Origin of the sequence: Pseudomonas sp. PA-6-3C (assembly GCF_021605825.1) — a bacterium.
GTDB lineage: Bacteria > Pseudomonadota > Gammaproteobacteria > Pseudomonadales > Pseudomonadaceae > Aquipseudomonas > Aquipseudomonas edaphica.
Genome location: NZ_WKDV01000004.1, coordinates 1 through 13,630, shown reverse-complemented (window position 1 = coordinate 13,630; position 13,630 = coordinate 1). Strand labels below are relative to the sequence as shown.

Sequence of the window (13,630 nt, the reverse complement as noted above, 5' to 3'; positions counted from 1 at the left end):
CTGATAGACCGAGGTGCCTGCATCGCAGGCAAGCCAGCTCCCACAAAAACCAGCTCCCACATTGACCGAGTTCAGTCAGATCACGCGTAGCTCTCGATCGACGGGCACGCACACACCAGGTTACGGTCGCCAAACACGTTGTCGACCCGGCCAACCGGCGGCCAGTATTTGCCTTCGATCAACGACGCCACCGGGTACACCGCCTGTTCACGGCTGTACGGGTGGCTCCATTCACCGACGATTTCAGCCGCCGTGTGCGGGGCGTTTTTCAGTGGGTTGTCGTCCTTGTCCAAGGTGCCGTTTTCGACTGCGCGAATTTCCTCGCGGATGGCAATCATGGCGTCACAGAAGCGGTCCAGTTCTTCTTTGGATTCGCTTTCGGTCGGCTCGATCATCAAGGTGCCCGCCACCGGGAACGACATGGTCGGCGCATGGAAACCAAAATCGATCAGACGCTTGGCCACGTCATCCACGCTGATGCCGCTGCTGTCTTTCAAGGGGCGCAGGTCCAGGATGCACTCGTGTGCCACCAGGCCGTTGCTGCCGGTGTAGAGCACGGGGTAATGCTCTTCAAGGCGACGGGAAATATAGTTGGCGTTCAGGATCGCCAGCTGCGAGGCGCGCTTGAGGCCCGCGCCGCCCATCATGCTGATGTACATCCAGGTGATCGGCAAAATGCTCGCGCTGCCAAATGGCGCCGCGCACACCGCGCCTTCCTTGCGCTCCATGGCCGCGTGGCCTGGCAGGAATGGCGTGAGGTGGGATTTAACCCCAATCGGGCCAACGCCCGGGCCGCCACCGCCGTGCGGAATGCAGAAGGTTTTGTGCAGGTTCAGGTGGGACACGTCGCCACCGAACTTGCCCGGTGCGCACAGGCCGACCATTGCGTTCATGTTGGCGCCGTCGATGTACACCTGGCCGCCGTTGTCATGAATGATCCCGCAGATTTCGCGGATGCCTTCTTCGAACACGCCGTGGGTGGACGGGTAGGTGATCATCAGCGCAGCGAGGTGCTCGCGGTGCTCGATGGCTTTGGCGCGCAGGTCTTCGATGTCGACGTTGCCGCGTGCGTCGCAGGCGGTCACCACCACGCGCATACCGGCCATGTTGGCGGTCGCAGGGTTGGTGCCGTGGGCCGAAGACGGGATCAGGCAGATGTCGCGGCGTTCTTCGCCACGGCTCTGGTGGTAAGCACGAATGGCCAGCAGGCCTGCGTATTCACCTTGGGAACCGGCGTTCGGCTGCAGGGAGATCGCGTCGTAGCCGGTGGCCGCGCAGAGCATGGCTTCCAGGTCGGAAGTCAGCTCCAGGTAGCCGGCGCTTTGTGCGGCCGGGGCGAAGGGGTGCAGGGCACCGAATTCGGCCCAGGTCACCGGGATCATTTCGCTGGCGGCGTTGAGTTTCATGGTGCACGAACCCAGCGGGATCATGGTGCGGTCCAGCGCCAGGTCCTTGTCGGCCAGCTTGCGCAGGTAGCGCATCAGCTCGGTTTCGGAGTGGTAACGGTTGAACACCGGGTGGCTGAGGATCGGCGACTGGCGCAGCAGCGCGGCGGGCAAGGTGCTTTCAGTCGCAGCAAAGGCGGGCAGTGCCTTGCCGTCGGCGAAGATCGACCACAGGGCTTCGATGTCAGCCTGGGTGGTGGTTTCGTCGACCGACAGGCCAACGCGTTCAGCATCGACCACACGCAGGTTGATGCGCTGGGCGCGGGCCTTGTCGTGCAGGGCGGCGGTGTTGGCGCCCGTGTTGAGGGTGATCGTATCGAAGAAGTTTGCCTGCTCAACCTTAAGGCCCAGGGCGGTCAAGCCTTTGGCCAGGATCGCGGTCAGTTGGTGAATGCGCTGGGCGATCTGGGTCAGGCCTTTAGGGCCGTGGTACACGGCGTACATGCTGGCGATGTTAGCCAGTAGCACTTGCGCGGTGCAGATGTTGCTGGTGGCTTTCTCGCGACGGATATGTTGCTCGCGGGTCTGCATGGCCAGGCGCAGGGCCGGCTTGCCGAAACGGTCGACCGACACACCGACCAGACGGCCGGGCATGTCGCGCTTGAACGCATCCTTGGTGGAGAAGTACGCCGCGTGCGGGCCACCAAAGCCCAGCGGCACGCCGAAGCGTTGCGCGCTGCCGATGGCCACGTCGGCGCCGAACTCACCCGGCGGGGTCAGCAGGGTCAGGGCCAGCAGGTCTGCGGCCACGGCCACCAGTGCGTTGGCGGCGTGGAAGCGCTCGGTCAGTTCGCGGTAGTCGAACACGTCACCGTTGCTGGCCGGGTATTGCAGCAGGGCGCCGAAGAATGCGCTGACGTCGCTCAGCTCGCGTTCATCGCCCACCACCACGTCGATGCCCAACGGCTCAGCACGGGTGCGCAGTACGTCGAGGGTCTGTGGGTGGCTATGCACGGAGGCGAAGAAGGCATTGCTGCCCTTGTTCTTGCTCAGGCGCTTGCAGAAGGTCATGGCTTCGGCGGCGGCGGTGGCTTCGTCGAGCAAGGAGGCGTTGGCGATCGGCAGGCCGGTGAGGTCGCTGATCAGGGTCTGGAAGTTCAACAGCGCTTCCAGGCGGCCTTGGGAAATTTCAGGTTGATACGGGGTGTAGGCGGTGTACCAGGCCGGGTTTTCCAGCAGGTTGCGCAGGATCGGCGACGGTGTATGGCAGTTGTAATAGCCCTGGCCGATGTAGGTCTTGAACAGTTGGTTCTTGCCGGCGATGGCCTTGATCTTGGCCAGGGCCTGGGCTTCGCTCAGGCCGTCTTCCAGGCCGAGCACGCTGGTGCCCTTGATGCTTTCCGGGATCACGCTGGCGCTGAGGGCTTCGAGGGAATCAAAACCCAGGCTTGCGAGCATCTGCTGCTCATCTTCCTGGCGCGGGCCGATGTGGCGGGCGATGAATTCGTTGGCGGTGCTGAGATTGATGGTCATGGCGCGCTCCTCAGGCTTCAGCGTTGGCTTTGATCAGGCGGTCGTACGCATCCTGATCCAACAGCTTAGCCACTGCATCGGCATCGGCGGGTTTAAAGCGGAAGAACCAACCTTCGCCCATCGGGTCTTCGTTGACCAGTTCCGGGCTGTCGCTGAGTGCTTCGTTCACTTCGAGCACTTCACCGGTCAGCGGCATGTACACGCCGCTGGCTGCCTTGACCGATTCCACGGTGGAGGCTTCGGCGCCCTTGTCGTAAGCCTGCAACTCCGGCAGTTGCACGAAAACCACATCACCCAGTGCGTTTTGCGCGAAAGCGGTGATACCCACGGTGACGCTGCCATCGGCTTCGGCGCGCAGCCATTCGTGATCTTCAGTGAAACGCAACTCGCTCATGGAAACTCCTCAGGGCCAGATTCGTCTGGTGGACGGGATTGGAATAATGGGGAGTTACTTAGCAATATTGCGGCCAATGTTATTAAGTCGTTATAAATCAGATGCTTAACGATTTTGGTTATGACGATATGATTTTCAGCTGTAGCGATTTCGCTACACTCGTGCACGCCAAAAAAAGCCTATGCGGATCAAAGCCTTGCATGGCGCGTAAAAAACAGGGTTGTAGCGATATCGTTACGCTGTAGCGCTTTCAGTACAGCGGATGTCGTTCTCAGACCAAAACTTGGATGCCCTCCATGGGGGAGGGGGCTTGTGTGGGAGCTGGCTCCCACACAAGCCCCACATTTTGATCTCTACATTTTCAGGTTTTGTTTGGAATGCCGTACTTGCGCAAGCGATGGGCGATCGCCGTGTGGGACGTTTGCAAGCGGCTGGCCAGTTGGCGGGTCGAGGGATAACTGGTGTAGAGCGTTTCCAGCAGGTTGCGCTCGAAGTCTTCCACCGCTTGCTCCAGGCTGTCGACTTCACCGTCGCTCTGGCGCGCCACTGAGGTGCCGGCGATGTCGAGGTCACCGATGTCCACCAGGCTGCTTTCGCAGATGGCGGCGGCGCGGAAGATCACGTTCTGCAGCTGGCGCACATTACCCGGCCAGCGGTTGCCGAGCAGCGCCGGGTAAGTGCCAGGCGCCAGGCGGCACACCGGGCGCTGGATCTGCGCACAGGCCTGCTGCATGAAGTAGCGCGCCAGCAGCAGAATGTCCTGGCCGCGCTCGCGCAGCGGCGGCACTTCGACGTTGAGCACATTAAGGCGGTAGAACAGGTCTTCGCGGAAGGTGCCCTCGCTGACCATCTTTTCCAGGTCGCGGTGAGTAGCGCTGAGAATGCGCACATTGACCTTCACTTCGCGGTCGCCGCCCACCCGGCGAAAGCTGCCGTCGTTGAGAAACCGCAGCAGCTTGGCCTGCAAATACGGCGACATCTCACCGATCTCATCAAGGAACACCGTGCCCTGGTTGGCCAACTCCATCAGCCCCGGCTTGCCGCCACGCTGCGCGCCGGTAAAGGCGCCAGGCGCATAACCGAATAATTCACTTTCGGCCAGGTTCTCCGGCAACGCCGCACAGTTCAAGGCCAAAAACGGTGCACTGTGCCGCGCGCTGATAGCATGGCAGGCACGCGCGACCAGCTCTTTGCCGGTGCCGGTTTCGCCCTGGATCAACAGCGGTGCATCCAGCGCCGCCACCCGTTGCGCCCGCGCCTTGAGCGTGCGAATCACCGGCGACTCGCCCAGCAGCGCATCAAAACCTTCGGCATGGTCATGGTGCAGCGCCGACAGCTGTTCGCCGATGCGGTTGGGTTGGTACAGAGTGAGCAGGGCGCCGGCGTCAGTGATCGGCGTGGCGTCGAGCAAAAAGGTCTGGCCGTTGACGCTGATTTCGCGCAACGGCAAACGAAAGCCCTGTTCGAGCAAGGTTTCCAGCAACGCCGGGTCATTGAACAACGCGCTGATACTTTCACCCGCCGGTTCGCGGCCATACAGCGCGATCAGCGCCGGGTTGGCCAGCAGGATCTTGCCCGCGCTGTCCAGGGCCAGCACCGGGTCGGTCATGGCCGCGAGCAACGCGTCGAGTTGCAGGTGGCGACGTTGGCCGGGGAGGATATCCACCACGGTGACCGCCTGTACGCCGTGCACGCTGAACAGCGCGTCGCGCAGCTCTTCGAGCACCTCGGCGCTCAGCGTCGGCGCGTCGATGTACACGTTGGGCGGCACCATCTCCACCGCATCCAGGTTGAGATTGCGCCCACCGAGCAGGGCCAGGACTTCCTGGGTAATGCCGACGCGGTCGATGAAGCTGACGTGGATACGCATGGGGCTGGCAATTCTGGGGAACTGGAGGCGGCAAGTATGCCTTGGAGCGCAGGGAGATCAAAATGTGGGAGCTGGCTTGCCTGCGATAGCATCACCTTGGTCTACCTGATACACCGAGGTGACCGCATCGCAGGCAAGCCAGCTCCCACACAAGCCAGCTCCCACATTGGACTTACGGTGTTGTTACTCCAGGTGTTCCGGTTTGACCGGATCGCCGGATTTCACATCCAACTGATGCCTTACATCTTCAAACATCAAGTCGTACTGCTTGTGCATCGAGCCGTTAAGCGTCGCAACCTTCGGCATTCCATATTTCTGCGCGATGTTCATCGCATGCCGGGCAAAGTCGAAGGCCTGATCCTTGGGTAAAAAGAATTCCTCCTTGAGGTCCTTGCCCTGCACCGAGCCGTGCAGCTTGAAGAGCATTCCCTTGCCTTCCTTTGGATCCTGGCTGACCTCGTAGTCGATGCACAGGTTGTAGCTGTAGTCATCCTTGTTGAGCGCGTGACGTTCGATGTGCAGGTGACCGGGTTCAAAGGTGGCCATAGGCGTTTCTCCTCTACTTCACAGGTAGGTGATGCCAGGTTTTGCCGTGCTGATACGCGTGCCGGCGCTGCCCTGGACGATGGCTTCGATATCCGAGAGTGAACCGATGACGGCAGTTTTGCCAGTCTGGCGGGCGAACTCGCAGGCCGCTTGTACCTTCGGCCCCATGGAGCCGGCGGCGAAGCCGAGCTTCTCCATGTCGTCGGGATGGGCCTGGCCGATGGCCTTTTGGGTCGGCTTGCCGAAGTCGATAAAAGCCGAATTGACGTCGGTGGCAATCACCAGCAAATCCGCGTCCAGTTGTGATGCCAGCAAGGATGAGCACAGGTCTTTGTCGATCACCGCTTCAATGCCGCGCAGCGTGCCGTCTTCGCCATACATGGTCGGGATGCCGCCGCCACCGGCGCAAATCACAATTGCGCTTTTTTCCAGCAGCCACTTGATCGGGCGGATTTCAAAGATGCGTTTCGGGCGTGGGCTGGCCACCACACGACGGTATTTATCGCCATCGGGCGCGATGGCCCAGCCTTTTTCGGCGGCAAGTTTCTCGGCTTCGGCCTTGGAGTACACCGGGCCGATGGGCTTGGTCGGGTTCTGGAAGGCCGGGTCTTTGGCGTCGACTTCCACTTGGGTGAGCAAGGTGGCGAACGGCACCTCGAAGTCCAGCAGGTTGCCCAGTTCCTGTTCGATGATGTAGCCGATCATGCCTTCGGTCTCGGCGCCGAGCACGTCCAGTGGGTACGGCGAAACCTGGGTGTAAGCCGCTGCCTGCAACGACAGCAGGCCGACTTGCGGGCCATTGCCGTGGGCGATCACCAATTCGTTGCCGGGGTGGATTTTGGCGATCTGTTCGGTGGCGATACGGATATTGGCGCGTTGGTTGTCCGCCGTCATGGGTTCACCACGGCGGAGCAGGGCGTTACCGCCCAGGGCTACGACGATGCGCATAAAAATGTCCTTCTAAAAGCTTGGCTGAAGGAACGCTGTTCATGTGGGAGCTGGCTTGCCTGCGATAGCGGTGGATCATGTAGACCGCCATCGCGGGCAAGCCCGGCTCCCACATGGGAGCGCATTACCAGCTTGATGGGTTAGATATCCGCCAGCGCCGACACCAGAATTGCCTTGATGGTATGCATGCGGTTTTCCGCCTGCTCAAACGCGATGTTGGCTGGCGACTCGAACACTTCCTCAGTCACTTCCACACCATTGGCCAGGTTCGGATAGCGCGCGGCGATGTCCTTGCCCACCTTGGTCTCACTGTTATGGAACGCCGGCAGGCAGTGCATGAACTTCACGCGTGGGTTGCCCGAGGCTTTCATCATCTTGGCGTTGACCTGGTACGGCAGCAGTTGCTCGATACGCTCGTCCCACGCTTCCACCGGCTCACCCATCGACACCCAGATATCGGTGTGGATGAAGTCGACGCCTTTGACGGCTTCTTTCGGGTCTTCGGTGATGGTGATGCGTGCGCCGCTTTCCTCGGCAAACACCTGGCACTGCTTGATGAAATCTTCGTGTGGCCACAGGGCTTTCGGCGCGCCGATGCGCACGTCCATGCCCAGTTTGGCGCCGATCATCAGCAACGAATTGCCCATGTTGTAGCGCGCGTCGCCCAGGTACGCGTAGCTGATGTCATGCAGCGGCTTGTCGCTGTGCTCGCGCATGGTCAGGGTGTCGGCGATCATTTGGGTCGGGTGGAATTCGGCGGTGAGGCCGTTGAATACCGGCACACCGGCGAACTTGGCCAGCTCTTCGACGATTTCCTGTTCAAAGCCACGGTACTCGATGGCATCGAACATGCGGCCCAGGACGCGGGCGGTGTCTTTCATGCTTTCTTTGTGGCCGATCTGCGACGACACCGGGTCAATGTAGGTGACGTGGGCGCCCTGGTCATGGGCCGCCACTTCGAACGCGCAACGGGTGCGAGTCGAGGTTTTTTCGAAGATCAGCGCGATGTTTTTGCCTTGCAGGTGCGGACGCTCGGTGCCGGTGTACTTGGCGCGTTTGAGGTCGCGGGACAGGTCCAGCAGGTAGTTCAGCTCGCGGGTAGTGTGGTGCATCAGCGAGAGCAGGCTGCGGTTGCGCATATTAAAAGCCATGATGGATCTCCTTAGGTTTCGGTTATCCCCCTGGCCGCTGCTGGATAAGCAGCGGCCAAGGCCAAAAAATCAATAGTCGATGGGGTCGCGGATGATCGGGCAGGTCATGCAGTGGCCGCCGCCACGGCCTCGGCCGAGTTCACCGGCGCTGATGGTGATGACTTCCACACCGGCCTTGCGTAGCAAGGTGTTGGTGTAGGTGTTGCGGTCATAGCCGATCACCACGCCGGGCTCCACGGCCACCACGTTGTTGCCGTCATCCCACTGCTCGCGTTCGGCGGCGAAGCTGTTGCCGCCGGTCTCGACCACTCGCAGCGTCTTGAGGTTGAGGGCTGCAGCCACGGTTTCGAGGAAGTTGGTTTTCTCCCGCTGGATGTCGATGCCGTGTGGTTTGCTTTCATCCGGGCGCAGGGTGAAGGGCACGATCTGGTTGACCACTTCGGGGAAGATCGTCACCAGGTCGCGGTCGCAGAAGCTGAACACCGTATCCAGGTGCATCGCCGCGCGGGACTTCGGCAGGCCGGCAACGATCACGCGTTCCACGGCTTTGTTTTTGAACAGGTTGCGCGCCAGTTGGCCAATCGCCTGGTGAGAAGAACGCTCGCCCATGCCGATCAACACCACGCCATTGCCAATCGGCATCACGTCGCCGCCTTCCAGTGTGGCGGCCCCGTGTTCCTGGTCGGGGTCGCCGTACCAGATCTGGAAGTCGGCGTTGGTGAACTCGGGGTGGAATTTATAGATGGCGCTGGCCAGCAGGGTTTCCTGACGTCGCGCCGGCCAGTACATCGGGTTGAGCGTCACACCGCCGTAGATCCAGCAGGTGGTGTCGCGGGTGAACTGAGTGTTGGGCAGCGGCGGCAGGATGAAGCTTGAGTGGCCGAGGAAGTCGCGGAACATCTCGATGGTCCGGCCGCCGAAGCTGCTCGGCAGGTCATCGGCCGACACGCCGCCAATCAGGAACTCGCTGATTTTGCGCGGCTCCAGGCTGCGCAGCCACGAGCCGACTTCATCGACCAGGCCCAGGCCCACCGTATTGGCGGTGATCTTGCGCTCCAGAATCCAGTCCAGCGCTTCGGGGATGGCGACGATATCGGTCAGCAGGTTGTGCATTTCCAGCACATCAATGTCCCGCTCGCGCATCTTGGTTACGAAGTCGAAGTGGTCGCGCTTGGCCTGGGCCACCCACAGCACGTCATCGAACAGCAGTTCATCGCAGTTGTTGGGGGTCAGCCGCTGGTGGGCCAAACCTGGGGAGCACACCATGACTTTACGCAGTTTGCCGGCTTCGGAATGTACGCCGTACTTCACTTTTTCCGTGGTCATTACAGATCCTCCAGTGAACAAAAGTTACAGAGTCAGGAAGCCGGCGTAGAGGCCATAAGCAGCCACCAGGGCGCCAATGACTACCGCGGCGAAAATCAGCTTCTCGACGTTGGTGAAAATCGGTTTGCCCAGTTCATGCTTGGCCTTGGCGAACAGGATCACGCCGGGGGCATACAGCAGGGCGGAAAGCAGCAGGTACTTGGTGCCACCGGCGTAGAGCAGCCACACCGCGTAGATCAACGCGATGGCGCCGATGAACAGGTCTTTCTTGCGCTCGCGCAGGGCGTTTTCGTAGGTCTCGCCGCGCACCGCCAGCAGCAGTGCATAGGCCGCCGACCACAGGTAAGGCACCAGGATCATCGAGGTGGCGAGGTAGATCAGCGACAGGTAAGTGCTGGCCGAAAACAGCGTGATGACCAGGAAAACCTGGACCATCGCATTGGTCAGCCACAGGGCATTGACCGGCACGTGGTTGGCGTTTTCCTTACGCAGGAACTCCGGCATGGTGTGGTCCTTGGCGGCGGCGAACATGATCTCCGCACACAGCAGCACCCACGACAGCAGCGCACCCAACAGCGAGATGATCAAGCCGACGCTGATCAACACCGCGCCCCAGTGGCCCACCACATGCTCCAGCACGGCAGCCATCGAAGGGTTCTGCAGTTTGGCCAGTTCCGGTTGGGTCATGATGCCCAGGGACAGCACGTTCACCAGCATCAAAAACAGCAGCACGGTGATAAAACCGATTACGGTGGCCTTGCCGACGTCGCTGCGTTTTTCTGCACGGGACGAGAAGATGCTCGCGCCTTCGATGCCGATAAACACCCACACGGTGACCAGCATCATGTTGCGCACCTGGTTCATCACGCTGCCCAGGTCGGGGTTTTTCACGCCCCAGATGTCAGCGGTGAAAATGTCCAGCTTGAACGCGAACACAGCGATCAACACGAACAGCACCAGCGGCACCACTTTGGCGACGGTGGTCACCAGGTTGATGAACGCCGCTTCCTTGATGCCGCGCAGTACCAGAAAGTGCACGGCCCACAGCAGCACCGAGGCGCCAATCACCGCAGCGGGTGTGTTGCCTTCGCCAAAGATCGGGAAGAAGTAACCGAGGGTGCTGAACAGCAACACGAAGTATCCGACGTTGCCCAGCCAGGCGCTGATCCAGTAGCCCCAGGCCGACGAGAAGCCCATGTAGTCGCCGAAGCCGGCTTTGGCGTAGGCGTATACGCCGCCGTCGAGGTCAGGTTTGCGGTTGGCCAGGGTCTGGAACACGAAAGCCAGGGTGAGCATGCCGATGGCGGTAATGACCCAGCCGATCAACACCGCGCCGACATCGGCGCTGGCGGCCATGTTTTGCGGCAGTGAGAAGATCCCGCCGCCAATCATTGAGCCCACGACCAGCGCAACCAGGGCGCCGAGTCGAAGTTTTCCGGGAGTGTCAGACATTGCATGACTCCAATGCAGGAGAAGAGAGAGCACAGAATAATTCTGTGCGCTGATCAAACAGCTGACTTAGATCACGTCATTGGCACATTCCATTGTGAATTAATGACTTAGGGGTAAGATCCCGGGGCAATAGTTTCCCCCGAAAAGGCGCTTTCCAGAGCGGCTCCTGCGTTTTGATCAAGCATTTAGTCCGAGGTGTGGACGTTTGACCCTAGCCCGCTTTGTCGAATGTGCAAACTTTTCTCAATTAACGGGTTAAGTCTGCAAAAACTGGCCAAGTGCCTGCTCTATTTAAAATCTAAATAAGCTTAAACTTTATAAACTGTCATGCCGTTGCGTTATGAGCGTGACGGTTTTATCGCTGTCTTTAATAAACGCTGCACTCGCTGATTTAATTAGTTGAGTGCGCGTTTGTTCTCTCAAACTATTTTATTTCAGGAGTTTGCATGTCCCAGCCGGCCGAGAAACTACGTCTCAGCGCGTTGATTGCCCTGGTGGTGGGGTCGATGATCGGCGGCGGGATTTTCTCTTTGCCGCAGAACATGGCCGCACGCGCCGAAGTGGGCGCCGTGCTGATCGGCTGGGCCATCACCGCCGTCGGCATGCTCACCCTGGCGTTTGTGTTCCAGACCCTGGCCAATCGCAAACCCGAACTGGATTCCGGCGTGTACGCCTATGCCAAGGCCGGGTTCGGTGACTACATGGGGTTTTCGTCGGCCTGGGGTTATTGGATCAGTGCGTGGATGGGCAACGTCGGTTATTTCGTGTTGCTGTTCAGCACCCTCGGCTACTTTTTTCCGGTGTTCGGCCAGGGCAATACGCCGGTCGCCATCGGCTGCGCCTCACTGCTGCTGTGGGCCGTGCATTTTCTGGTGCTGCGCGGCATCAAGGAGGCGGCGTTCATCAACCAGATCACCACCGTGGCGAAGATCGTGCCGTTGCTGATGTTTATCGTGATCGCCGCCGTGGCGTTCAAGGCGGATATTTTCACCCGTGATATCTGGGGCCTGGGCAACCCGCAATTTGGCAGCGTGGTCGATCAGGTGCGCAGCATGATGCTGGTCACCGTGTTCGTGTTTATCGGCATCGAGGGCGCCAGCGTGTATTCGGCGCGCGCCGAGAAGCGCTCGGACGTGGGCCGCGCCACCGTGATCGGCTTTCTCGGCGTGCTGGCACTGCTGGTGCTGGTGAATGTGCTGTCCCTGGGCATCATGAGCCAGCCGGAGCTGGCGCAATTGCAAAACCCTTCACTGGCGGGTGTGCTGGAACATATCGTCGGGCCGTGGGGCGCGATGGCGATCAGCATCGGGTTGGCCGTGTCACTGCTCGGCGCCTTGCTCTCATGGGCGCTGCTGTGTGCGGAAATCCTCTACGCCACTGCCCATGACAAGACCATGCCGGCCTTCCTGAAAAAGGAAAACCCCAACCGGGTGCCGGTCAACGCGCTGTGGCTGACCAACCTGATGATCCAGGTGTTCCTGGTGATCACGCTGTTTTCCCACAGCACTTACACCACCCTGATTTACCTGGCCTCGTCGATGATCCTGGTGCCCTACCTGTGGTCGGCGGCCTACGCGGTGCTGTTGAGCGGGCGCGGTGAAACCTATGCCGGTGCCCAGCGCCAGCGCTATAAGGATTTGCTGGTCGGCCTGATCGCTCTTGGCTATGCCGTCTGGCTGCTGTACGCCGGCGGCTTGAAGTACCTGCTGCTCTCGGCGCTGTTGTATGCGCCCGGCGTGATCCTGTTTGCCCTGGCCAAGCGCGAGCAGGGCCAGCCCTTGTTTACGCACATGGAAAAGGGCATTTTCAGCTGCGTGATCGCGGGCGCGGGGCTGGCGGCTTATGGGCTGTATAGCGGGGTGTTGTCGTTGTGAGATTGGCATATCAGCCGCCCTATGACTGGGCGGCAATGCTGGGTTTTTTATCGGCGCGGGCGATCACCGGGCTGGAGACCGTTGAGGCCGGCGTGTATCGGCGCAGCATCAGCGTGAACGGGCAGCACGGCTGCATCAGCGTGGCACCGGGTGCGGGCGATTGGCTGGAAGTGGGTGTTGAGTTCCCCGACGCGGCGGCGCTGCCCGAGATCGAGCGGCGCCTGCGGGCCATGTTCGATCTGGACGCCCGGCCTGGGTTGATCAATGCGCAGCTGGCCGCCGACCCGTTGATGGCACAACTGGTGGCTGCGCGCCCTGGCCTGCGTGTACCGGGGACGTGGGACGGTTTGGAACTGGCGATTCGTGCGGTGCTGGGCCAGCAGATCACGGTGGTCGCGGCCATTCGCCTGGCGGGTAAATTGGTGGCGCAGTATGGCCAGCCGCTGCAAACGCCCTATGCCGGTATTACCCATGTGTTTCCTGTTGCCGAAGTCTTGGCGGCGGCGGACCTCGCGACCTTGGGCATGCCCAAGGCGCGGGGCCGTACTTTGTCAGGTGTGGCTCAGGCGTTGCTGGAAGATCCGCAGTTATTTGCACCCAAGGCCAACCTCAAGGACGGCGTGGCGCGGCTGGTGGCCTTGCCGGGAATCGGCGACTGGACCGCGCAGTACATCGCCATGCGTCAGTTGCGTGAGCCGGATGCGTTTGCGTCGGGGGATATTGGCTTGATCAATGCGCTGGCGGCACTGGAAGGCGGGCCGGTGTCGGCGCGGCAGTTGTTGGCGCGTGCCGAGGCGTGGCGGCCTTTAAGGGCGTATGCGGCGCAGCATTTGTGGACGTCGTTGAGCCGGGTGGACTGAGGGTGGCTGTCAGGGCCTCATCGCAGGCAAGCCAGCTCCCACATTTGACTGTGGCCACACTTTCAATGTGTGAGAGCCAGCTCCCACATTTGACTGTGACCACACTCTCAATGTGTGAGAGCCAGCTTCCACATTTGACTGTGGCCACACTTTCAATGTGTGAGAGCCAGCTCCCACATTTGACTGTGGCCACACTTTCAATGTGTGAGAGCCAGCTCCCACATTTGACTGTGACCACACTCTCAATGTGTGAGAGCCAGCTTCCACATTTGACTGTGGCCACACTTTCAA

10 protein-coding genes are annotated in these 13,630 nt (G+C 60.6%); 2 read left to right on the top strand and 8 right to left on the bottom strand.

Annotated features, from left to right (window positions below):
- Window positions 1–80: 80 nt before the first annotated feature.
- From gcvP to arcD (GIW48_RS04325), 8 genes are all read right to left on the bottom strand, one after another.
- Window positions 81–2,918, bottom strand: coding sequence for an aminomethyl-transferring glycine dehydrogenase (gene gcvP, locus GIW48_RS04360; RefSeq protein ID WP_236460388.1), 2,838 nt, complete (start codon window positions 2,916–2,918; stop codon window positions 81–83).
- A gap of 10 nt (window positions 2,919–2,928) precedes the next feature.
- A complete protein-coding gene (gcvH, locus tag GIW48_RS04355) occupies window positions 2,929–3,312 on the bottom strand; it encodes a glycine cleavage system protein GcvH (protein ID WP_017139147.1) in 384 nt (127 codons plus the stop codon).
- A 361-nt stretch (window positions 3,313–3,673) separates the two neighbouring features.
- Complete coding sequence (locus GIW48_RS04350; protein ID WP_099549404.1) at window positions 3,674–5,182, bottom strand: sigma-54-dependent transcriptional regulator; 1,509 nt, start codon at window positions 5,180–5,182, stop codon at window positions 3,674–3,676.
- Window positions 5,183–5,365: 183 nt separating this feature from the next.
- The gene (locus GIW48_RS04345) at window positions 5,366–5,728 is read right to left on the bottom strand and encodes a DUF5064 family protein (protein ID WP_169985134.1); all 363 of its coding nucleotides are present in this window, start codon (window positions 5,726–5,728) and stop codon (window positions 5,366–5,368) included.
- A gap of 18 nt (window positions 5,729–5,746) precedes the next feature.
- Window positions 5,747–6,676, bottom strand: coding sequence for a carbamate kinase (arcC, locus tag GIW48_RS04340; protein WP_236460387.1), 930 nt, complete (start codon window positions 6,674–6,676; stop codon window positions 5,747–5,749).
- Window positions 6,677–6,816: 140 nt separating this feature from the next.
- Entirely contained in the window at window positions 6,817–7,827 is a 1,011-nt protein-coding gene (locus GIW48_RS04335) for an ornithine carbamoyltransferase (RefSeq protein WP_170039881.1), read from the bottom strand.
- Window positions 7,828–7,896: 69 nt separating this feature from the next.
- Window positions 7,897–9,153, bottom strand: a complete 1,257-nt coding sequence (gene arcA / locus GIW48_RS04330; protein WP_017139151.1) for an arginine deiminase — start codon at window positions 9,151–9,153, stop codon at window positions 7,897–7,899.
- A 24-nt stretch (window positions 9,154–9,177) separates the two neighbouring features.
- Window positions 9,178–10,605 carry an arginine-ornithine antiporter gene (gene arcD / locus GIW48_RS04325; protein ID WP_017139152.1) on the bottom strand — a complete coding sequence of 476 codons (1,428 nt, stop codon included), beginning with the start codon at window positions 10,603–10,605 and terminating at the stop codon, window positions 9,178–9,180.
- A gap of 446 nt (window positions 10,606–11,051) precedes the next feature.
- On the opposite strand from arcD (GIW48_RS04325), the gene arcD (GIW48_RS04320) reads away from it, so the two are divergent.
- Complete coding sequence (arcD, locus tag GIW48_RS04320) at window positions 11,052–12,479, top strand: arginine-ornithine antiporter (protein WP_170039879.1); 1,428 nt, start codon at window positions 11,052–11,054, stop codon at window positions 12,477–12,479.
- Window positions 12,476–13,339, top strand: a complete 864-nt coding sequence (locus GIW48_RS04315; RefSeq protein ID WP_170039877.1) for a DNA-3-methyladenine glycosylase family protein — start codon at window positions 12,476–12,478, stop codon at window positions 13,337–13,339. The genes arcD (GIW48_RS04320) and GIW48_RS04315 overlap by 4 nt, the downstream gene beginning before the upstream one ends.
- Window positions 13,340–13,630: the final 291 nt, after the last annotated feature.